The organism is Pseudomonas sp. PA-7-1E (assembly GCF_021605325.1).
GTDB classification, from domain to species: domain Bacteria; phylum Pseudomonadota; class Gammaproteobacteria; order Pseudomonadales; family Pseudomonadaceae; genus Aquipseudomonas; species Aquipseudomonas fluorescens_BV.
Window position 1 is genome coordinate 158,262 of the sequence record NZ_WKFA01000003.1, and the last position, 21,501, is coordinate 179,762.

14 protein-coding genes are annotated in these 21,501 nt (G+C 60.8%); 8 read left to right on the forward strand and 6 right to left on the reverse strand.

The window, feature by feature from the left end:
* Positions 1-141 precede the first annotated feature (141 nt).
* The 3 genes from GIW79_RS03295 to GIW79_RS03305 all read left to right on the forward strand — a co-directional run bounded on the left by GIW79_RS03295 (position 142) and on the right by GIW79_RS03305 (position 5,817).
* Complete coding sequence (locus tag GIW79_RS03295) at positions 142-3,108, forward strand: autotransporter outer membrane beta-barrel domain-containing protein (RefSeq protein ID WP_236452658.1); 2,967 nt, start codon at positions 142-144, stop codon at positions 3,106-3,108.
* A gap of 111 nt (positions 3,109-3,219) precedes the next feature.
* On the forward strand, positions 3,220-4,548 hold the full coding sequence (locus GIW79_RS03300) for an autotransporter outer membrane beta-barrel domain-containing protein (RefSeq protein WP_236452659.1): 1,329 nt from the start codon (positions 3,220-3,222) through the stop codon (positions 4,546-4,548).
* Positions 4,549-4,881: 333 nt separating this feature from the next.
* Positions 4,882-5,817, forward strand: a complete 936-nt coding sequence (locus tag GIW79_RS03305) for a hypothetical protein (RefSeq protein WP_197900104.1) — start codon at positions 4,882-4,884, stop codon at positions 5,815-5,817.
* Positions 5,818-5,891: 74 nt separating this feature from the next.
* Here the strand turns inward: GIW79_RS03305 and oadA are convergent, their stop codons facing one another.
* Positions 5,892-7,700: a sodium-extruding oxaloacetate decarboxylase subunit alpha gene (gene oadA, locus GIW79_RS03310; RefSeq protein WP_034129149.1), complete on the reverse strand. Its 1,809-nt coding sequence runs from the start codon at positions 7,698-7,700 to the stop codon at positions 5,892-5,894.
* Between the two features lie 102 nt (positions 7,701-7,802).
* Entirely contained in the window at positions 7,803-9,218 is a 1,416-nt protein-coding gene (locus tag GIW79_RS03315; protein WP_034129150.1) for an acetyl-CoA carboxylase biotin carboxylase subunit, read from the reverse strand.
* 194 nt (positions 9,219-9,412) lie between these two features.
* Between GIW79_RS03315 and GIW79_RS03320 the strand changes: the two genes are divergently transcribed.
* The gene (locus GIW79_RS03320) at positions 9,413-10,387 is read left to right on the forward strand and encodes a LysR family transcriptional regulator (protein ID WP_057975225.1); all 975 of its coding nucleotides are present in this window, start codon (positions 9,413-9,415) and stop codon (positions 10,385-10,387) included.
* Here GIW79_RS03320 and GIW79_RS03325 read toward each other — a convergent pair.
* From GIW79_RS03325 to GIW79_RS03335, 3 genes are all read right to left on the reverse strand, one after another.
* Positions 10,317-10,514 (reverse strand): PA3496 family putative envelope integrity protein, encoded by a 198-nt coding sequence (locus GIW79_RS03325; RefSeq protein ID WP_072445664.1) that lies wholly within the window; start codon positions 10,512-10,514, stop codon positions 10,317-10,319. The genes GIW79_RS03320 and GIW79_RS03325 overlap by 71 nt on opposite strands.
* 262 nt (positions 10,515-10,776) lie before the next feature.
* The gene (hexR, locus tag GIW79_RS03330; RefSeq protein ID WP_003177007.1) at positions 10,777-11,643 is read right to left on the reverse strand and encodes a transcriptional regulator HexR; all 867 of its coding nucleotides are present in this window, start codon (positions 11,641-11,643) and stop codon (positions 10,777-10,779) included.
* Between the two features lie 162 nt (positions 11,644-11,805).
* Positions 11,806-14,679 (reverse strand): putative bifunctional diguanylate cyclase/phosphodiesterase, encoded by a 2,874-nt coding sequence (locus tag GIW79_RS03335; protein ID WP_054896080.1) that lies wholly within the window; start codon positions 14,677-14,679, stop codon positions 11,806-11,808.
* Positions 14,680-14,956: 277 nt separating this feature from the next.
* Here GIW79_RS03335 and uvrD point away from each other — a divergent pair, with 277 nt between their 5' ends.
* The 3 genes from uvrD (at position 14,957) to GIW79_RS03350 (ending at position 18,856) form a co-directional block, all read left to right on the forward strand.
* Positions 14,957-17,140: a DNA helicase II gene (gene uvrD, locus GIW79_RS03340; protein ID WP_236453498.1), complete on the forward strand. Its 2,184-nt coding sequence runs from the start codon at positions 14,957-14,959 to the stop codon at positions 17,138-17,140.
* Between the two features lie 306 nt (positions 17,141-17,446).
* Positions 17,447-18,313, forward strand: a complete 867-nt coding sequence (locus GIW79_RS03345; RefSeq protein ID WP_003195740.1) for a Tim44 domain-containing protein — start codon at positions 17,447-17,449, stop codon at positions 18,311-18,313.
* Between the two features lie 135 nt (positions 18,314-18,448).
* Complete coding sequence (locus tag GIW79_RS03350; RefSeq protein WP_034129154.1) at positions 18,449-18,856, forward strand: SMI1/KNR4 family protein; 408 nt, start codon at positions 18,449-18,451, stop codon at positions 18,854-18,856.
* An 82-nt stretch (positions 18,857-18,938) separates the two neighbouring features.
* Here the strand turns inward: GIW79_RS03350 and GIW79_RS03355 are convergent, their stop codons facing one another.
* Positions 18,939-20,699, reverse strand: coding sequence for a cation:proton antiporter (locus tag GIW79_RS03355; protein ID WP_054896081.1), 1,761 nt, complete (start codon positions 20,697-20,699; stop codon positions 18,939-18,941).
* 282 nt (positions 20,700-20,981) lie between these two features.
* On the opposite strand from GIW79_RS03355, the gene GIW79_RS03360 reads away from it, so the two are divergent.
* Positions 20,982-21,467 (forward strand): acyl-CoA thioesterase, encoded by a 486-nt coding sequence (locus GIW79_RS03360; RefSeq protein WP_003195747.1) that lies wholly within the window; start codon positions 20,982-20,984, stop codon positions 21,465-21,467.
* Positions 21,468-21,501: the final 34 nt, after the last annotated feature.

The window sequence follows — 21,501 nt, forward strand, 5'->3', positions numbered from 1 at the left end:
AATATATTGCAGCGCTCAGGCTGAATAGGCTCAAGGATCTGCAATAGATTGCATATTCATTGTCGTCATCTTTTCGACACATTCCTGCAACTCCCCTCCGCTATACAGGTCGACTCGCTTGCCATAACAAGGTCGCCCAGCATGCCCCCGTCTCCTCAACGCCTCGCGCTCGCCATCACCCTGTTGGCCAGCGGTGGTTTCATCGAAGCAGCCGCAGCCAAAACCCTGCAGATCGACACGCCTACCACCCAGGGGCAAACCTTGGGGGACAGTGATACGTTGACCACGTCGGCGCCTGGCAGCATTACAACCTCTGGGGTGGCGGTGACGCTCAAGGACGGCACCCGCGGTGCGGGGGTGGTGGTGACTAACGCGGGCAAGCTGGTCTCCAGTGGCGGTCGGGGTATCGACAGTTCAGGAAGTGTCAGCGGGGAGCGCAGGTACGGCATTTACAACCTTGCCGGCGGGGTGATCCAAGGCGCCAATGATGCGTTGCGCATCAACAGTAACTTTGCCAGCGGCAGCGTGCTGATCGACAACAGCGGCACCATTCGCTCGGCCACCGGCCAAGGGCTGGACCTGGATGCGCTGCGCAGCAGCAACGTCACCACCACCATCATCAACCGTGCCGGTGGCTTGATTCGCGGGGAGGCCAGCGACGGCATGAAGACCGGCGCCAACGCCACTATCACTAACTACGGCGAGATTTCCACCGGCAACACCTTCTCCCGCGATGACAAGTTCGATGGCGTGGACATCGACTCCGCCAGCGGCGTAACGGTCACCAATTACGGCCTGATTTCCGGTGGCCGCCATGGCATCACCACGGACGAGGGCGCCACGCTGACCAACTACGGCACGGTGATCGGCCGCAACGGCTCGGGCTTTGGTTCCGATGGCGACGGCACTGTGATCAACCACGGCACCATCACCGGCGCGTTCTCCGGGCTGCAACCGGATGGCGACGGTGACGGCGTGGACATCGACAAGATCGCCCATATCGAAAACTACGGCGTCATCCAGGGTGTCGGCGCCGGGGGTGTCGACAAGAACGGCTTTGCCAACGGCAGCGACGGGATCGCCCTGGGCGGCGGCGCTATCTACAACGCCCAGGGCGCGCTGATCAGTGGTGCCAACAATGCCATCCTGGTGGACGACGGCAGCGACGGGCCCGGGCTTGCGACTACCACCCTGGAGAACCACGGCACGATTCAAGGCCTGGATGGCTTTGGTGTGAAGTTCGTCGGCAATTACGCCGACACAGTCATCAATAGCGGCACGATCAGTGCCAGCAATGGCCTGGCCCTGGACTTGGGCGGCGGTGACGACCACGTGATCTTGCGCAATGGCAGCCGCTTTATCGGCACAGTGGACGGCGGCAGCGGTTACGACCGACTGACCCTGGACGACGTCGCAGGGGGCAGTTTTGGCGACAGCCGCAACCTTGAATGGCTGGAGGTCAAGCAAGGCATCTGGACGTTGACCGGCCAGGGTGATTTCAGCGACGGCGGCGAGATTTCCAGCGGTGCCAAGCTGGTCAACCAAGGCGGCATTGCCGGTAATGTGACGGTCGATGCAGGCGGTGTGTATGCCGGCGGCGGCTCGGTGGGCAGCCTGCTGATGAACGGCACCCTGCAGACCAACACCGCATTGGGTACCGCCAGCATCAGCCGTGACTTGCGCATGGGCAGCGGCTCGACCCTCGCCTATGGCGTCAACGCCGACGGCAGTAGCGCACCGATCAAGGTCGGCGGCACCGCTTACCTTAATGGCGCGACCCTGGCGGTCAACCCCGGCGAAGGCACCTACCCGTGGCAAAGCCATTACAGCGTGCTGCAAGCCGGCAGCATCAACGGCACGTTTGGCAAGGTCACCAGCGACTACGCCTTCCTGACCCCAACCCTGGATTACAGCGCCACTCAGGTCGGCCTCACGTACACACGTAACGACATCGCCTTCAACCAGTTCGCCAGCACCGCCAACGGTGCCAGCGCCGCCAGCAGCCTGGCGGGCCTGGGCACGAACAATCCGCTGTACAACGCCCTGCTCAATACCACCACCGCCACAGCCGGTGCAGCCATCGAGCAACTGGCGGGCAGCAGCACTGCCAGCCTCACCAGCGCCACCCTCAATGCCAGTGCTCAAGTTGGCAACAGCATGCTCGCCGCCATGCACCAGGTGGGCGGCGGTGCGGGACTGCTGGTGGGGCTGGACGGCAAAGACACACCCGCACTGGCGGCCACCGGCGTACCCGCCGAGGTGCGCAACCTCAATGACCCGAACGCCCGCGGCCGCCTGTGGCTGCAAGGTATCGGCAGCTACGGCAAGCTCGACGGCGAGCACGGCAGTGACGGTTTGACCCAACGCACCAAGGGCACAGTGCTCGGTGCCGATTGGGCGCTGGACGGCGACTGGCGCCTGGGTGTGCTGGGGGGTTATTCCAAGACCGACCTGGACACCGCCGGTGTGGACGGCAGCGTCGACAGCTGGCACGCCGGCGTCTATGCCCTGCGCCAGAGTGGCCCACTGGCCTTGCGCCTGGGTGCTGCCTACAGCGGGCACCAAGGCGACAGTAAACGCACGGTGGCCTTCAACGGTTTTAACGACCGCCCCAAAGGCGACTATGACGCCAACAGCCAGCAGGCTTTTGCTGAACTGGGCTACGCCCTTGGCACAGGTCGCTTGAGCGCAGAGCCGTTCGCCAACCTCGGCTACCAGCGCTACCAGCGCGACGGCTATAAAGAAAAAGGCGGCGCCGCTGCGTTACACGTCAAGGGCCAGACCCAGGACAACTTCAGCAGCACCTTCGGCCTGCGCCTGGCGCACCTGAGCCAGCTGGACAACGGCGTCAGCCTCACACCCCGCGCCAGCGTTGGCTGGAAGCACACCTATGGCGATGTCGACAGCACCACCGGCCAGGCTTTCCTGGCGGGGGGCACGGCGTTCAATGTGCAAGGCAGCGCCCTGGATCGGGACAGCCTGTTGCTGGAAGCGGGCCTGGACCTGGGCTTATCCGCCCGCCATCGCCTGGGCCTGGGCTATACAGGCGAAGTGGGCGGCAACAGCCGCAACCATGCACTGACCGGCCAATGGCAGATGAGTTTTTAATCGCACCGTACTAGAGACAACTCCCGCAAATCAGGGGTCGATGGCCTGACAGTTATCCCCCCCTCACCTCGCCTAAATTCCCGGCCTCATTAATCAAGAGGTTGGGACTGCATGCCATTCACCTTACAGCGACTCGTGCTCGTCATGTCCTTCGGGCTGGCCGCCAGCAGCATTCAATTTGCCCAAGCGCAGGGAAGCGTGGAACACGTGTTCGATCGGTCCGGGATCACAGAACTGACCGGGTCAATCAATCGTGACGGCGTCTTGCATCGCCTTTCGACAGACGCCCCCGTCGATTTTTACCTGGCCGAACACACAAACACTCGCAACGGCCAGCGCCTGGCGCTGGCCGTGGACGCGGCGGTCAAATCGCTACTTGAATCAGACAAACTCACCCCCTGGGACAGGTACGAACTGGGCAATATCGGCGAATACCTCAATAACCTCGCACCGGGGAAGGTCGCTCAGGCCCTCGAACAACTCGCGGGCAGCCAGAATGCCAACCTTGCCGCAGCCACCCAAATGAGCACGCAACAGGTCAGCGACACGCTGCTCTCGGTCCTGCGCGACCTGCCAGCAAACGTCGCAGACGATGCCGATGGCCGCATCTGGGTAAAAGGCCTCAGCCACAACGGCAAACTTGACGGCCAATATGGCAGCGTCGGGTTGCAGCAAAGCACCAAGGGCGTTGTTCTGGGCGCCGACTGGGCAGTCGATCACGCTTGGCGTGCCGGTGTGGTGGGAGGCAAATCCGAAAGCGAGTTTGAGCACAAGCGTTTCAAAGCAGCGCTCGACAGCTGGCATCTGGGCGCATACGCCGTACGCCAGGACGGCCCGCTGGCTCTGCGCCTGGGTGCCATCTACAGCAACCATGACGGGCAAAACAAACGCGGTGTCGATATCGACTTCTTGGGTTATCGCGAGCAACTCAAAGGCAAATACACGGCCCAAAGCCAAACCGTGTTTGGCGAAATGGGCTACCAGCTGGGCAAGGATACGTTAAGCGTCGAGCCGTTCGCAGGCTTGGGGTACCAGCGCTACCATCGTGAAGGCTTCAAGGAAAAAGGCGGCTTTGCGGCGTTGAATGTCGGTGCGCAAACCCAGCAAAACCTCAGCAGCACCCTGGGGCTTCGCTTGGGCAGCCTTTATCGTTTTGATAACAACATGAGCCTGTCCCCGCATTTGAGCACCCACTGGAAGCACCTCTACGGCGACGTGCAAAGCAGCGTGAAGCAATCTTCCCGACTGATTGACCTGACCGGAGAAAAGAGTGATTTCACCGTCGATGGCGTCTCGCTGAACCGCGACAGCCTGGCCCTGCGCACGGGGTTGAACATAGGCCTTTCTGCTCATCAGGCACTGAGCGTCGCGTACACCGCTGAGGTCGGCAGTAACAGCCGTAACCATGGGCTGGTAGGCGAATGGAAGATGGGGTTTTAAGACAGCAACTGAGGAAACTTCACGCTCAAGCCGGTTACAACGCCTGACATTAAGCCGGTGATTGTGCTCGCTACACTCCGGCCTCCTACACCGAAGAGGCCGGAAACCATGATCTCGCCATTCTCGTTTATCCCTTCCATGGGCATGCTGTTTGCCCATGGCACCCAGTCCCTCGCCGCTGCCGTCACCCCGGCCACACCAGCAGAGCCCCCTGCACACCCGCCAGCGATGTCTGGCGAGCTCAAGACTGCCCATAGCCAACCGTCCAATGGCTTGCTCAATACCCATACCATCAAACTCATGACTACCCCAGGCTCAGCGAGCAGTCACGGTATGAATATCGACCACTTGGCCAAACTGACCCAAAGCGACGCCAATCTGGCTAACCCCCACCTCATGACAGCCGTTGAAATCGTCAACAGCCCGGATGTACAGATCAAGGCGCCTGTTCATGGCTTGGTCAGCTCCGGGCTCACCTCCGTCTGGCTGGATAACCGAGGGGTCATCACCGGTGCAACAGGCACGGGTGTGAAGCTGGACGGAAATAAAGCCGATGAAGTGACCAATCAGGGCGTTATCACCGGCGGCAACGGCGTAGCCCTCGACATGGGAGGCGGTGACGATCTGTTGATTATCAAGAAAGGCAGCCGTTTCAACGGCGAAGTGGATGGGGGCAGTGGCACCAATCAGGTGATTCTCGACGACGCTGAAGGAGGGACTTTTGAAGGGGCGACAAGAATGCAGCATCTGTGGGTCGGCAAAGGCTCCTGGGAGCTGACCGGTGCACTGCACGCCAACCGACAAGGCAAGGTGTACAGCGACGCGACGTTGATCAACCGTAGTGGGATCAAGGGCACAATGGATATCGAGCCGGGCGCGAGCTATTCCGGCGGTAACGTCGACAATCTTAACGTAGCCGGCACCCTGCTGCTCGACCCCGCGATTACGGCGCGGACAAGGATCACCAACGATCTGAATCTGAAACCAGGATCGAGCGTGAATTTCAAAATCGGCGTGGATCAACAGCACTCCGTGCTGAACGTCGGCAACACATTAACGTTGGGGAACCCCACCCTGCACCTTGACGTACAGCCAGAGAGCGACGAGTTGCTCAAGCGCCAGCTACCCATCGCCAAAGCGACCACCATTGATGGGAGGTTCGGCGCCATCAGCAGTAACCTGACCACCCTGGAACCTGAATTGATCTACACCCCGAAGGGCATTTTTGTCGAATTCAAACGCAAGGAGAGCCCGGCAATCACCGCCTGATGGTCAAAAAATCAGCAAAAAAAAGGGGGCACATGCCCCCCCGAGGTTAAAGCGGTAGTTGGAAGGCTGAGTAATCAGCCTTCGATCTCGATCAGGATTTCCCCAGGGTTCACCCGGTCGCCCTTGGCCACATGAACAGCGGCGACCTTGCCGGCAATCGCTGCCTGCACTTCGGTCTCCATCTTCATGGCTTCGGTAATCAACACGGCCTGGCCGGCCTTGACCACGTCGCCGACCTTGACCAGCACATCGACGATATTGCCCGGCATCGCCGTGCTGACATGGCCCGGTTCGGTCGCGTGCTTGCGCTTGCTGCCGCCGCTGCTGACAAATTCGTTTAGCGGCTCGAACACCACTTCTTCCGGCATGCCGTCGATGGACAGGTAGAAGTGACGCTTGCCTTCGGCCTTTACACCGACACCGGTGATATCCACACGGTAGCTTTCGCCGTGCACGTCGATAACGAATTCGGTCGGTACACCTTCACCGCCAGCACGGGCCACGCCGCCCGCTTCCGGGATCGGCAACAACACTTCAGGGGCCAGGGTGCCGGCGTCGCGTTCTTCGAGGAACTTGCGCCCGATGTCCGGGAACATGGCGTAGGTCAGCACGTCTTCTTCGGACTTGGCCAATGCGCCGATTTCGCCGCGCAGCTTGGTCATTTCCGGCTTGAGCAAATCCGCCGGGCGCACGTCGATCACGTCTTCGCTGCCGATGGCCTGGCGGCGCAGTTTTTCGTTCACCGTGCCCGGCGCCTTGCCGTAACCGCCTTGCAGGTAGAGCTTCACTTCGTTGGTGATGGTTTTGTAGCGCTCGCCGGCCAATACGTTGAAGAACGCCTGGGTGCCAACGATCTGCGAGGTCGGCGTTACCAGTGGCGGGAAGCCGAGGTCTTCACGCACTCGTGGAATCTCGGCCAGCACTTCGCTCATGCGGTTCAGGGCGCCCTGCTCTTTGAGCTGGTTGGCCAGGTTGGAGATCATCCCGCCCGGCACCTGGTTGACTTGCACACGGGTGTCGACGGCGGTGAATTCGCTCTCGAACTGGTGGTACTTCTTGCGCACGGCGTAGAAGTACAGGCCGATCTCTTGCAGCAGTTCCAGGTCGAGGCCGGTGTCGAACTCGCTGCCTTTAAGGGCTGCGACCATCGACTCGGTGCCCGGATGGCTGGTGCCCCAGGCAAAGCTGGAGATGGCCGTATCGATGTGGTCGGCACCGTTTTCGATGGCCTTGAGTTGGCACATCGCGGCCAGGCCGGCGGTGTCGTGGGAGTGGATAAAGATCGGCAGGTTCTGCTCGGCTTTCAGCGCCTTGACCAGCTCGCCAGTGGCGTAGGGCGTGAGCAGGCCGGCCATGTCCTTGATCGCGATGGAGTCGCAGCCCATGGCTTCCAGTTGCTTGGCCTGGGCCACGAACGCTTCCACGGTATGCACTGGGCTGGTGGTGTAGGCGATAGTGCCTTGTGCATGTTTGCCAGCGGCTTTCACCGCTTCAATGGCCACGCGCAGGTTACGCACGTCGTTCATTGCATCGAAAATGCGGAACACGTCGATACCGTTGACCGCCGCCTTGGCCACGAAGGCTTTGACCACGTCGTCGCTGTAATGGCGGTAGCCCAGCAGGTTCTGGCCGCGCAGCAGCATTTGCAGGCGCGTATTGGGCAGTGCGGCACGCAGTTGGCGCAGGCGCTCCCACGGGTCCTCCTTGAGGAAGCGCACACAGGCGTCGAAGGTCGCGCCGCCCCAGACTTCCAGGGACCAGTAGCCGACTTTGTCGAGCTTGTCGCAGATCGGCAGCATGTCGTCGGTGCGCATGCGGGTGGCCAGCAACGATTGGTGGGCGTCGCGCAGGATGGTGTCGGTTACGAAGATCTTCTTGCTCATATTCGGGACTCCTCATAGCTACGAGCTTCAAGCTACAAGCTGCAAGAAAAAGCCAATCTGCTTTTACTTGTAGCTTGCCGCTTGGAACTTGCAGCTGCATGTTTATATGCCCGCGTGGGCGGCGATGGCGGCGGCGATGGCCAGGGCCAGCTCTTCGGGTTTGCGCTTGATCGAGTAGTTGGTCAGCTCAGGGTGGCTTTCCACAAAGCTTGTATTGAACTGGCCGCTACGGAATTCCGGGTTGCGCAGGATTTCCTGATAATAGGCGGCAGTGGTCTTCACGCCTTGCAGGCGCATGTCGTCCAGGGCACGCAGGCCGCGGTCCATGGCTTCTTCCCAGGTCAACGCCCACACCACCAGTTTCAGGCACATGGAGTCATAGAACGGCGGGATGGTGTAGCCGGTGTAGATCGCCGTGTCGGTACGCACGCCGGGGCCGCCAGGGGCGTAGTAACGGGTGATCTTGCCGAAGCTTGGGAGGAAGTTGTTCTTCGGGTCTTCAGCGTTGATACGAAACTGCAACGCGAAACCACGGTGCTGGATATCTTCCTGCTTGACCGACAACGGCAGGCCGGAGGCGATGCGGATTTGCTCGCGAACGATATCGATGCCGGTGATTTCTTCGGTGATGGTGTGTTCCACCTGCACCCGCGTGTTCATCTCCATGAAGTACACCTCGCCCTCGGCGAGCAGGAACTCCACGGTGCCGGCGTTCTCGTAGCCCACGGCCTTGGCGGCGCGCACCGACAGGTCACCGATGTAGGCGCGCTGTTCCGGGGTCAGTTGCGGGCTGGGGGCGATTTCGATCAGCTTCTGGTTGCGACGCTGGATCGAGCAATCACGCTCGAACAGGTGCACCACGTTGCCAAAGCTGTCACCGAGGATCTGCGCCTCGATGTGCTTGGGATTGACGATGCATTTTTCCAGGAACACTTCCGCCGAACCGAAGGCCTTGGTGGCTTCGGAAATCACGCGGGGAAAGGCTTGTTCAAGTTCTTCGCGACTGTTGCAACGACGAATGCCACGGCCGCCACCACCGGAGGTGGCCTTGAGCATCACCGGGTAACCGATACGGTCGCCTTCAGTGAGGGCTTCGTGGATGTCGGCAACGTTGCCTTCGGTGCCCGGCGTGACCGGCACACCGGCCTTGATCATGCTGCGGCGCGCTTCGGTCTTGTCGCCCATGCGGCGAATCACTTCTGCCGAGGGGCCGATGAACTTGATGCCGCGCTCGGCACAGATATCTGCCAATTCGGCGTTTTCCGACAGGAAGCCGTAGCCGGGGTGCAGCGCATCGCAGCCGGTTTCCACCGCCAGGTTCACCAGCTTGCGCGGGTTCAAGTAACCGGCCAGTGGCTCGGCACCGATGCTGTGGGCTTCGTCGGCACGCTTGACGTGCAACGCATGGCGGTCGGCGTCCGAATAAACCGCGACCGAGCGAATGCCCATCTCGGCGCAGGCACGCACGATTCGTACGGCAATTTCACCACGGTTGGCGATCAGGATCTTTTTTATCACTTGGAAATTCCCTTGAGCCGATTTGCGTGCTTCGACCCGTTGCAGCCGGGCCGGCGCGTGACCAAATGTTTCATGACAGTCGCGAGACACACACTATGCGCACAGGAGAATTAACAAAAATCAATAATTATTGGGTTGTGTATAAGTAAAGACTTATAGTTGGCCGGAACACCAAGGGGCCGAGGCTTTATAAAATGCGTAAGTCATTGATGCGTATGACATTGCGTCAATTGCAGATCTTCAATGAAGTGTGTGATTTGCGTTCCTACAGCCGTGCTGCCGAGGAAATGTCCCTCACCCAACCGGCGGTCAGCCTGCAAATTCGCCAGCTGGAAGAACTGATCGGCCAGCCGCTGTTCGACTATGTCGGCAAAAAACTCTACATGACCGAGGCCGCCGAAGCTTTGCAACGGGCCAGCCGCGACATCTTCGGGCGCCTGGAAAACCTCGATATGCAGCTGTCGGACATGCAGGGCTCACTGCAAGGCCAACTGAAACTGGCGGTGGAGTCCAGCGCCAAGTATTTCGTGCCGCACCTGTTCGCCGCCTTCAAGCGCCAGCATCCGGAAGTGCAATTGCAGCTCACGGTGGTCAACCGTGCCCAGGTGATCCGCCGGCTCTCGGACAACCGCGACGACCTGGTGATCATGTCCATGGTGCCCCAGGACATGGGCCTGGAATTCCTGCCGTTTCTCAACAATCCGATTGTCGCCGTGGCGCTGCCAGATCATCCGTTGAGCCTGCAAGGGCCACTGCGCTTGCAGGACCTGGAGCCTTATACCCTGCTCATCCGCGAGCCGGGCTCTGGCACGCGACTGGCCTGCGAGGAATACTTCAAGGAAAAACGCGTGCACTTCACCCAGACGGTGGAAGTGGCCTCGGCCGAGGCGCAGCGTGAATGTGTGAGTGCAGGGTTGGGCGTGGCATTGCTGACGCGCCACGCCTTGAACCTGGAGCTGGCCACCGGCGGGCTCAAGGAGCTGCCGGTGGAAGAACTGCCGCTGTACCGCAGTTGGTGCCTGGTGCAGGCCAAGGCTAAACGCCTGTCACCGGTGGCCCATGCGTTCCTGGGCTTTATTCGCAGCGAACGGGTGCAGATCAGCGCGCTGGCTGAGCGTTTCGCTGGGCAGCCACGGATGCCTGCCAATGCAGTTCCGGGTAGTCACTGATGCTCTGGAGCAACTGGCGCTCCTCGCAACGGTCTTCGATGGCGCGACGGAACGCCATGCGGCGCTGGTCTTCCTGCTGACGACGGGTCTTGACGGTGCTGTTGCTGTCTTCGTAGGGCCGGGTCATTTGGAGTCTCCCAATGCGAGTACGGGGAGTACAGGATGGGCGTGGGGGATGACGGTTTGGCGGCGCGGGGATTACAGGATGATGAATCTTGCGAAATTGACGCAAACTCCCTGTGGGAGCTGGTTCGCTGTGGCGAGCAAGCTTGCTTGCGCTGGGGTGCGAAGCGCCCCCAAAAAGCCGGAGACTGCTGCGCAGTCAGCGGGAGCAAGCTCCCTCGCCACAGCAAGCCAGCTCCCACACTTTGACCGAGTATGGCCTGGGCTTAGTCGTCGAGGGCTTTGACGGATTTTGGCGAGAGGCGAAGGCTACGCAAGCTGCGCTTCACGCTCTTGAGGTGGTTGACCAGGCTCGGGCCACGGGCCATGGCCACGCCCATCGCCAACACGTCGATGACCACCAGGTGGGCAATGCGCGAGGTCAGCGGCGTATAGATTTCGGTGTCTTCATGCACGTCGATCGCCAGGTTCACCGTGGACAACTCCGCCAATGGCGTCTGGCTCGGGCACAGGGTAATCAACGACGCGCCGCTCTCACGCACCAGGTTGGCGGTGATCAGCAGGTCTTTGGAACGACCTGATTGGGAAATGCAGATGGCCACGTCAGTGGGCTTCAAGGTCACCGCCGACATCGCCTGCATGTGCGGGTCGCTGTAGGCCGCGGCGGTCAGCAGCAGGCGGAAGAACTTGTGCTGGGCATCGGCCGCCACCGCGCCGGACGCACCGAAGCCGTAGAACTCGACGCGCTGGGCCTGGGACATTGCGGTCACGGCCTTTTGCAGCTCCACCGGGTCGAGCTTCTCACGCACTTCCATCAAGGTGTGCAAGGTGGTGTCGAAGATTTTCAGGCTGTAGTCGGCAACGGAGTCGTCTTCATGGATTGCAAACTGGCCGAAGCTCGCCCCGGCAGCCAGGCTTTGCGCCAGCTTGAGCTTGAGGTCCTGAAAGCCGGAGCAACCAATGGCGCGGCAGAAGCGCACGATGGTCGGCTCGCTGATGCCCACGCTGTGGGCCAGGTCGGCCATGGAACTGTGCATCACAGCCGCAGGGTCAAGCAGCACATGATCGGCAACCTTGAGTTCCGATTTGCGTAACAGGTGGCGCGACTGGGCGATATGTTGCAACAGGTTCAAAGGGCAGGACTCTTGTTATTGGCAGGCGCCAGGGATGTAGCAAGCTTGTAGTTATACTACAAGAATTGTCGTTTTGCCCGTTAGATGCATCACTAAATCGCCCTGCTCCCCTCTGATTCAGCGGGCAGCCGCTATGTAGCCATAAAGGCGGCCTACGCTGCGTTAAGAAAAATCTGCGTTTTTGCGTAACAAATCCGCCAGCCCTTCGGCCCTCATGGGCGGGCTGATCAGGTAACCCTGTACCTCGTCACACTGCTCACCGCGCAGGAAATCCAGCTGCTGCTGATCCTCCACTCCTTCGGCCACTACCTTGAGCGCCAACCCGTGGGCCATGGCGATGATCGCACGGGTGATGGCCGCATCCTCGCGCCCCTGGCCAAGCCCCCGGATAAAGGCCTGGTCGATTTTTACGTAGTCCACCGGGATACGCTTGAGGTAGCTGAGGGACGAATAACCGGTGCCAAAGTCGTCGATGGCCAGCTTCACCCCCAGGTCGCGCAATTGCTGGAAGGTGGCGATGATGTGTTCAACGCTGTCGAGCAACTGGCTTTCGGTCAGTTCCAGCTCCAGGTACTGCGGGTCCAGTGCGGTTTCCTCCAGCACTTGGCGCACCAGGCTGACCAGCTTGCCCTGGCGCAGCTGATGCACCGACAGGTTGACCGACACGCGAATCGGCGCCAGCCCCTGACGCTGCCATTCGCAGGCCTGCCAGCAGGCCTGGCGCAGCACAAATTCGCCCAACGGCACGATCAAGCCGGTTTCTTCCGCCAAACCGATAAAGTCACTCGGCGGCACCATGCCCCATTGCGGATGCTCCCAGCGGACCAACGCCTCGGCAGCCTTCAGCTTGCCAGTGACCAGGCACAGCTTGGGTTGGTAAAACACCGTGAGCTGACGCTCGTCGATGGCTTTGCGCAGGTGGTTTTCCAGCTGCAAACGCTCCAGGGTGCTGGCTTGCAGGCTGTCGGTGAAGAACTGGAAATTATTCCCGCCCAAATGCTTGGCGTGCTGCATCGCCATATTCGCCTGGCTGACCAGTGCAGAAATCTCCCGTGCGTTATCAGGCAGCAGGCTGACGCCCATAGAGGCGCTTACCACCAGCTCATGGCCCTCCACGTTCACCGGCACGCGCAGCTTCGCCAGCAACCGGGTCGCCACCCGCGCCAGGCTGGATAAGTTGCCATAGGCGTCAAACAGTACGGCGAACTCATCACCGGACAGGCGCGCAATGGTGTCGGCCTCCGGCAGCGCGTTGATCAAGCGCCGCGCCATTTTCTGCAGCAGTTGGTCGGCCACTTCATGGCCCAGGCTGTCATTGAGCAATTTGAAGCGGTCGAGGTTGATATGCAGCAGCGCGAGGCTGCGACCGCCTTGGCGCACCCGCTGGTGAGCTTCGCGCAGCCGTTCGCGAAACAGCGAGCGGTTGGCCAGGCCGGTCAACTCGTCGTAGTGGGTGAGGTAGCGCATGCGCTCTTCCGACTCGCGCCGGGCGGACAGATCGGCGAAGAATCCTACGATATGACTGACGTTCCCCCGTACATCACGCACCACATTCAGCTGTAGCCATTGCGGGTACAGTTCGCCGTTCTTGCGCGTCTCCACCAATTCGCCCTGCCAGGTGCCGTGGCTGAGCAATGCCTGGCGGATCAGCGGGAAGTGGCGCCGCGCATCGCGACTGCTGGGCAGTTCCACGACGTTGCGGCCAAGCATGTCGTCGATGTCGAAACCGGTGACGCGGCTGAACGCCTGGTTCACGGCGATCAGCGCGTAGTTCGGGTCGAGGATCACAATGCCTTCGCTGGCCGCCTCGAACACCGTCGAAGCCAGGCGTTGCTGCTCCTCCACCGCCTTGCCGGCGCTGATGTCGCGGCGCGTGCCCAGCATACGGACGACGCGGCCACTGGGTGTGCGCTCCACGGCGCGCCCGCGGTCTTCGATCCACACCCAATGCCCATCGCCATGACGTATCCGGTACTCCACCTGATAGTCCTCGCTGCGGCCTTTGAGATGCTCTACCAGTGCGTGCTTGAGCAGTGGCAGATCGTCGGGGTGCAGGCGCGGTTTGAGGTGGCTGAGCATCGCCGTGACGTATTCGGGCTCCAGGCCAAACAACTCCTTGAGTTGCGTGTGGTGGACCTCGTCGGTTTGCAGGTTCCAGTCCCACAGGCCCAGTTCACTGGCTTGCAGGGCCATAGCCAGGCGCGCTTCGCTTTTACTCAAGGCGAGGCTGGCAGCATCCAATTGCTGGCTGCGTTGCGCCACACGATCTTGCAGACCGACCTGGGCTTCACGCAAGTTCTGCTCCACCTCGCGGCGCTGTTCGACTTCGCGCACCAGGTCCTGGTTCAACTGCTCACTGCGTTGCTGCGCCTGCTGTAAATGCTCGATCAGGGCCTGGTTCTGGAAACGGCGCAACAACCCGCGCTGGATCAGGCGGTTGACCTGCCACGCGACCAGGCTCAGGGACGCCAGCAGGATCAGCCCGAGCACGCCCCAGCCTTGTTGCTGCGGTGTGCCATTCCAGAACAGGTAGACGATGGCCGGCACCAGGCACGGCAAGGCAAACGACAGGTAGGCCCAAAAGCTCACGGCATAGGCCACGCTGGCCGACAAGGTGGCGGCGCCAATCAGGCCAAACACCCAAGCCTGATGCATGAAGCTGTCCGTGGGCACCAGGGCAATAGCCGCAACCGAGAGGGTCAGGCCACTGACCGCCGAGCCGAGCATGAACATACGGCGCCACACGGGCTGGGCCTGCCGGCTGGGCATGGCCGAATCAAAGGCCGCCACTTGAATCACGCGCATCGCCACCAGGGCGAGCAACCAGAGCAGCCAGACGCTGTCCAGCAGGTACTGATTGGGGTTCCACAGTAACCAGGCGCAGACCAGGCCGTTGACCAGCATCAGCAGCGTCGGCAGCAACGAGCCCTGATAGAGCAGGCGCGTGCGCTCAACCGCGATTTCGGTTGCATAGTGTTTACGGATGACCTGTGCCGGGGCCGGCGAGGGGCCAAACAGGTCGGTGCTAAGGGTCATAGGCGGTGTTCTTATAATGGTGAGCCCGAAACGTCGACGGAGCATACACAAGCAAGCGCCTGGGCCAAACTGCTACAAGTCATAAAAAACCTCCTGCGATTGGCCGCAAACCTTTGGCCCAGACCGCTTGAGCAAGACACGGCATGGGCTGCGGGCGATGACCAACCGGTCATCACCCCCGTCAGAATGTTCGCCCGTCGATAGCTTGCAGGCGTTTTGCATCGACCATCCGGCATTGGGATTTGCCCAGGCCCCCCAAGGCCCATAGAATGCGTCGATGCGCGATGATCTCTCTCTTTTGCTGAACTCTCTCAACGATGCCCAACGCCAGGCCGTAGCGGCCCCCGTTGGCCGTCAGTTGGTCCTGGCCGGTGCTGGCTCCGGTAAAACCCGAGTGCTGGTGCACCGTATCGCCTGGTTGATCCAGGTCGAAAACGCGTCCCCGCATTCCATCCTGTCGGTGACCTTCACCAACAAGGCCGCTGCCGAGATGCGTCATCGCATCGAGCAGTTGATGGGCATCAGCCCGGCGGGCATGTGGGTGGGCACCTTCCACGGCCTGGCGCACCGCCTGTTGCGGGCGCATTGGCAGGAAGCCGGCCTGAGCCAGACCTTCCAGATTCTCGACAGCGACGACCAGCAACGCCTGGTCAAGCGCGTGATCCGCGAACTGGGCCTGGACGAACAACGCTGGCCGGCGCGCCAGGCACAGTGGTTTATCAACGGCCAGAAAGACGAGGGCCTGCGCCCGCAACATATCCAAGCCAGCGGCGACCTGTTCCTGGCCACAATGCGCAGCATTTATGAGGCCTATGAAGCGGCCTGCGTGCGCGCTGGCGTCATCGACTTCTCCGAACTGCTGCTGCGTGCCCTCGACCTGTGGCGCGACAACCCCGGTTTGCTGGCCCATTACCAGAAACGCTTCCGCCATATCCTGGTGGACGAGTTCCAGGACACCAACGCCGTGCAGTACGCCTGGTTGCGTCTACTGGCCAAGGGCGGTGACAGCCTGATGGTGGTGGGCGATGACGACCAGTCGATCTACGGCTGGCGTGGCGCGAAAATCGAGAACATCTACCAGTATTCCGAAGACTTCCCGGACGCGGTGACCATCCGCCTGGAGCAGAATTACCGCTCCACCGCCGGGATCCTCAAGGCGGCCAACGCCTTGATCGCCAACAACACCGGGCGCCTGGGCAAAGAGCTGTGGACCGACGGCGGCGAAGGCGAGGCGATCAACCTGTACGCGGCGTTCAATGAGCACGATGAAGCGCGCTACGTGGTCGAAACCATCGAAAGCGCACTGAAAACCGGCCTGGCCCGCAGCGATATCGCGATTCTGTACCGTTCCAACGCCCAATCGCGGGTGCTGGAAGAGGCCTTGCTGCGCGAACGCATCCCGTACCGCATCTATGGCGGCCAGCGCTTCTTCGAGCGCGCCGAAATCAAGAACGCCATGGCCTACCTGCGTTTGCTTGAAGGCCGGGGTAACGATGCAGCGCTGGAGCGGGTGATCAACATCCCGGCGCGTGGCATTGGCGAGAAAACCGTCGAAGCGATCCGCGACCATGCGCGCCATGCCGATGTGTCGATGTGGGAAGCCATGCGCTTGCTGATCGCCAACAAAGGCCTGACTGGCCGTGCGGCGGGGGCGTTGGGGGTGTTTGTCGAGCTGATCGAGAACCTGGCCGCCAAGTGCGCAGAGATGCCGCTGCACCTGATGACTCAGACCGTGATCGAGCAGTCCGGGCTGATCGCCTATCACGAAGCGGAAAAAGGCGAGAAAGGCCAGGCCCGGGTAGAAAACCTTGAGGAACTGGTCAGCGCCGCCCGCGCGTTCGAAAACACCGAGGACGACGAAGAGCTGACGCCGCTCGCCGCCTTCCTGGGCCACGCCTCGCTGGAAGCCGGCGATACCCAGGCCGACGAGCATGAAGACAGTATCCAGCTGATGACCTTGCACAGCGCCAAAGGCCTGGAATTCCCTTATGTGTTCCTGGTGGGCATGGAAGAAGGCCTGTTCCCTCACAAGATGAGCCTGGAAGAGCCCGGCCGCCTTGAAGAAGAACGCCGCCTGGCCTACGTGGGCATCACCCGGGCGATGCAGAACCTGGTGATGACCTACGCCGAGACCCGACGCCTGTACGGCAGCGAAACCTACAACAAGGTGTCGCGCTTCGTACGTGAGGTGCCGAAGGGGCTGATCCAGGAAGTACGCTTGTCCAACAGCGTCAGCCGCCCGTTCGGCGGTGGCCAGCAACAGAACTCCAGCAGCATGTTTGCCGGTTCCGAAATACCGGAAACCCCGTTCAGCCTGGGCCAGCAGGTCAAGCATGCGATCTTCGGCGAAGGCGTGATCCTCAACTTCGAAGGCGTAGGCGCCCAGGCGCGGGTGCAGGTGAACTTCGCCGAGGGCAGCAAGTGGCTGATGATGGGTTACGCCAAGCTCGAAGCGGTCTGAGCTGATCACCTGTGGTCATAGATTGCTTCCGCTGGCGTGCGCAGCGCGCCCGTTTTTTGGGGCTGCTGCGCAGCCCAGCGGGAGCAATCTCTGGCCACAATAAGCCCACCATCATGAAACACTGCGTAACATGAAGATTATTGGCCCAGCCTTGTTTTAGAGGCGTGCGGGCCAATATCTGTAATTGGTCCTACAGACCCTTCGGATTTGGTCTTACGCAAAAGCCCGAAACATTATGCCGCTAGCCTCTGCCACGACACCTGTGCAACATGGCGCGCGTGCAATCCACAAATGGGAATTCCCTATATGAAACGTTTTCTTAGCATCGCCATGGCGTTGTGCATCGGCCTGACGATGAGCCTCGACGCCAACGCCAAACGCTTCGGTGGCGGCAAAAGCTCGGGCGCGGCACCGACTCACCAGACCAGCCAAATGGCTCCATCCGCCGGTGCCGGCGGTGCTGCGGCTACTGCAGGCGCAGCCGGTGCCGCTGGCGCTGCTGCCAAGGCCGGCGGTGCTTCGCGTTGGCTGGGCCCACTGGCCGGCATCGCCGCCGGTGGCCTGCTTGCGTCCATGTTCATGGGCGACGGCTTCCAGGGCATGCAGATCTTCGACATCCTGATCATGGGCGTCATCGCCTTCCTGGTCTTCCGCTTTATCGCCGCCCGTCGCCGCAAGCAGCAGGAGCACCTGGCTCCAGCCGGCGCGCCGATGCAGCGTGAAGCGTTCGAACAGAAGCCTGCCATGGGTTCGATCTTCGGTGGTTCGGCAGCCCCTGCCGCCCGTCCGGTGATCAACGCACCGGCTTGGTTCAACGAAGAGCGTTTCGTCGAAGCGGCCCGCAGCCACTTCCAGTCCCTGCAACAGCACTGGGACGCCAACGAAATGGACAAGATCTCCGAGTTCGTGACCCCGCAGTTGCTGGAGTTCCTCAAGCGCGAACGTGCCGAGATCGGTGACGCCTTCCAGTCGACCTACATCGACGACCTGCGCGTACAGCTCGATGGCGTGGATGATCGTGCCGACAAGACTATCGCCACCCTGACCTTCAGCGGCGTGTCGAAGTCCTCGCGCTTCGACCAGGGCGAAGTGTTCAGCGAAAGCTGGAATATGGAACGCGCCCAGGGCGACGACCAGCCATGGCTGGTCGCCGGTATCCGCCAGAACGGCTAATACCTGCGCGTTTGAGCAAGCGGTAACAAAAACCCCGGACATGTCCGGGGTTTTCTATTTCACGGTTGCACTTATAGCGAGCTACTGTATAAAACGCCCCTATAAACCGCGCCATCTAGCAAGAGGATCCCGGCCGTGGAAGAAATCATCGAACAACTGCGTGAAGCCAACGAACCGGTCCCGGTTCCTTTGGAGCTGCCTGACGAAGACCTGCTGGTGGAAATCGAGGAACAACTGTTCATCGACATCCCCTTTGTCTTCCGTGAATTCCTGCTGACCGTCAGTGACGTGGTCTACGGCAGCCTGGAGCCGGTGACCGTCACCGACCCACAGTCCCACACTTACCTGCCAGACGTTGCGGCCAACGCCTGGGATGCCGGTGTTGACCGCAGCCTGATCCCTATCTGCCAGGACGGCGACGACTACTATTGCGTCGAAGAAGACGGCACCGTCGTGCTGTGGTCCGGTGAGGAAGAACTGGTTACTGAAGAAACCTGGGAATCGGTGTGGCACTGGGCACGGGACGTCTGGCTGGAAAGCTGAGTCCCCTGACCTCTGGCAACCGGCTTTTGTGGCGAGGGAGCTTGCTCCCGCTGGGCTGCAAAGCAGCCCCCGCCAACGCCAGTCAGTGTTCCGTATCCTTGTGGTTATCCAGCGTCTCCAGCAACGCAACCTGCATCCGCGTATGCACACGGATAAACCAGCGCCAGAGCACTGCAGCCACCGCCGCCGTGACCACGGCAATCAACACCAGCAACTTGTTGGTCGGCAGAATACTGGCCGACAAGGCTGCCAATAGCAGGAAGATCACCAGCAGCGACAAGAGGGGGATCAGCTCCGCAATCACCCTTCGCACACGTTGGGTATGCCTCCCGGCCATTTCTGGTTTCACGCTCATCTCCGCCAGCAGCATCGACAGCGCCTTGAGCTTGCGATACGCCGCAATCAGAAACGGCAACGACACCAGCAGCGCCCCGCCCCAGATCAACGCCTTCTGCCAACTCTGATCGCTGACCCAGCCCTCCAGATACCCACCGATGCGCCCTGCGAAAAAGCTGCCGGCAAAGAAGATTGCGATCACCAATGCCAGGTTTACCCCGACTTGCAGGATGATCTTGCGGATCATCGCGGCCAACATCGCCCCCTCGCCCTGGGGCTGAATGCTGCGCAGCCATTCGCCATACATGCCGAACACTCGGCTCATACGCTTGGGCATCACCGCCGCGATCTTCAATGACAGTGGGTCCGCGCCACGAATCAGGTAGGGCGTCAGCAGCGTGGTGATCGCCGAAACGGCCACCGCCACGGGATACAGAAAGTCGCTGGTGACCTGCAGGGTCATCCCCAGCGCCGCGATGATGAAAGAAAATTCGCCAATTTGTGACAGCCCCATACCCACCCGCAGCGAGGTGCGACCATCGTTGCCGGCGATAAACGCACCCAGCCCGCAAGACAGCATCTTGCCCAGCACCACGGCCACAGTGATCACCGCAATGGGCCAGGCGTATTGCAGCAGGATCTGCGGATCGATCATCAAGCCAATCGCCACGAAGAAAATCGCGCTGAACATGTCGCGAACGGGTTCGATCAGGCGTTCGATCTTAATCAACTGCCGGGATTCAGCCATGATCGCGCCGATCAAAAAGGCCCCGAGCACCATGCTGTATTCCAACTTCACCACCAGCAGGCAGAAACCAAAGCACAGCCCCAATACCGTGATCAGCAGCATCTCGTTGCTTTCAAACTTGGCCACATAAGCCAGCAGGCGCGGCACCAGCAAAATACCAATCACCAGCGCAACGATCATGAACAGCGAGAGCTTGCCGACTGTGGAGAACACCTCGCCGGAGCTGACCGTGCCACTCACGGCGATGCTCGACAGCAAGGCAATGATGCCGATACCCAGGATGTCCTCGACAATCAGCACACCGAAAATCAGCTGGGCGAACCGCTGGTCTTTCATCTTCAGGTCGTTGAGAGCCTTGACGATAATGGTGGTCGAGGAGATTGCCAGGATCGCGCCGAGGAACAGCGAGTCCATGGTGCTCCAGTCGAACCAGCGGCCGATCTCGTAGCCGATCCAGATCATCAGCACGATTTCCAGGAACGCCGCGATAAACGCCGTGGCCCCGACTTTGAATAGCTTGCGCAGGCTGAATTCCAGGCCCAGGCAGAACATCAGGAAGATGACCCCCAGCTCCGCCAGGGTCTTGATCGTGTCTTCATCGTGGATCAGGCCAAACGGCGGAGTGTGGGGGCCGATAATGAAGCCGGCGACGATGTAGCCCAACACCACCGGCTGCTTGAAGCGGTGAAACAGGATGGTGACCACCCCTGCCACCAGCATGATCACGGCCAAGTCCTGGATAAAGCTGATGGCGTGCATGGCGAGGGGCTCCTTGAGGGTGCCGGCGCTTTTCCCACTTCCGGCCTCGCCTTTGAAGGGTCGGAAAAGTCTGCCTTGATCGTAAGAAAAGCCCTGAGAAGGGCTTTTGAAGGGTAACACCGCGACTTCTGCTGGAAAGCCGGTGCAATATATGGAAACAGATCGCTGCGCGCGTGACGGCGAGCCGCCTGACGGCGTCCCGTTAGGGATGGCGCTGCAAAGACTTTGAGTACCCGCAGAGGTGCCTCCCCCCAACCAATGCCTACAACCCGTGAGTGTGCTATGGAACCCGGAAACGCCCAGCTGTCGATGACGGTACTGATGACCCCTGACATGGCCAACTTCTCTGGCAATGTGCACGGCGGCACGCTGCTCAAGTACCTCGACGAAGTGGCCTATGCCTGCGCCAGCCGTTATGCCGGTCGTTATGTGGTCACGCTGTCAGTAGATCAGGTAATCTTTCGCGAGCCGATTCATGTCGGTGAGCTGGTGACCTTCCTGGCGTCAGTCAACTACACCGGCAATACGTCGATGGAAGTGGGCATCAAGGTGGTGACCGAGAATATCCGTGAACGCTCGGTGCGCCATACCAACAGCTGCTTCTTCACCATGGTGGCCGTGGACGACCAGCGCAAACCTGCCGCCGTACCGCCGTTGCAGCCGCAGAACAGCGAAGACAAGCGCCGCTTTGTGCAGGCTCAGCAGCGTCGGCAGATTCGTCAGGAACTGGAAAAGCGCTACCGGGAGATCAAAGCCGACGCGCCGTAAACTACAAGCGGCGACTCAACTCAAAAACGTGTGG

Bases quoted from the DNA above. Each gene is read 5' to 3' on its own strand.
- GIW79_RS03305 (WP_197900104.1), top strand. From the start codon at position 4,882: ATGAATATCGACCACTTGGCCAAACTGACCCAAAGCGACGCCAATCTG.
- GIW79_RS03325 (WP_072445664.1), bottom strand. From the start codon at position 10,514: ATGACCCGGCCCTACGAAGACAGCAACAGCACCGTCAAGACCCGTCGT.
- GIW79_RS03295 (WP_236452658.1), top strand. From the start codon at position 142: ATGCCCCCGTCTCCTCAACGCCTCGCGCTCGCCATCACCCTGTTGGCC.
- GIW79_RS03335 (WP_054896080.1), bottom strand. From the start codon at position 14,679: ATGACCCTTAGCACCGACCTGTTTGGCCCCTCGCCGGCCCCGGCACAG.
- oadA (WP_034129149.1), bottom strand. From the start codon at position 7,700: ATGAGCAAGAAGATCTTCGTAACCGACACCATCCTGCGCGACGCCCAC.
- GIW79_RS03345 (WP_003195740.1), top strand. From the start codon at position 17,447: ATGAAACGTTTTCTTAGCATCGCCATGGCGTTGTGCATCGGCCTGACG.
- GIW79_RS03300 (WP_236452659.1), top strand. From the start codon at position 3,220: ATGCCATTCACCTTACAGCGACTCGTGCTCGTCATGTCCTTCGGGCTG.
- uvrD (WP_236453498.1), top strand. From the start codon at position 14,957: ATGCGCGATGATCTCTCTCTTTTGCTGAACTCTCTCAACGATGCCCAA.
- GIW79_RS03355 (WP_054896081.1), bottom strand. From the start codon at position 20,699: ATGCACGCCATCAGCTTTATCCAGGACTTGGCCGTGATCATGCTGGTG.
- GIW79_RS03360 (WP_003195747.1), top strand. From the start codon at position 20,982: ATGGAACCCGGAAACGCCCAGCTGTCGATGACGGTACTGATGACCCCT.
- GIW79_RS03320 (WP_057975225.1), top strand. From the start codon at position 9,413: ATGCGTAAGTCATTGATGCGTATGACATTGCGTCAATTGCAGATCTTC.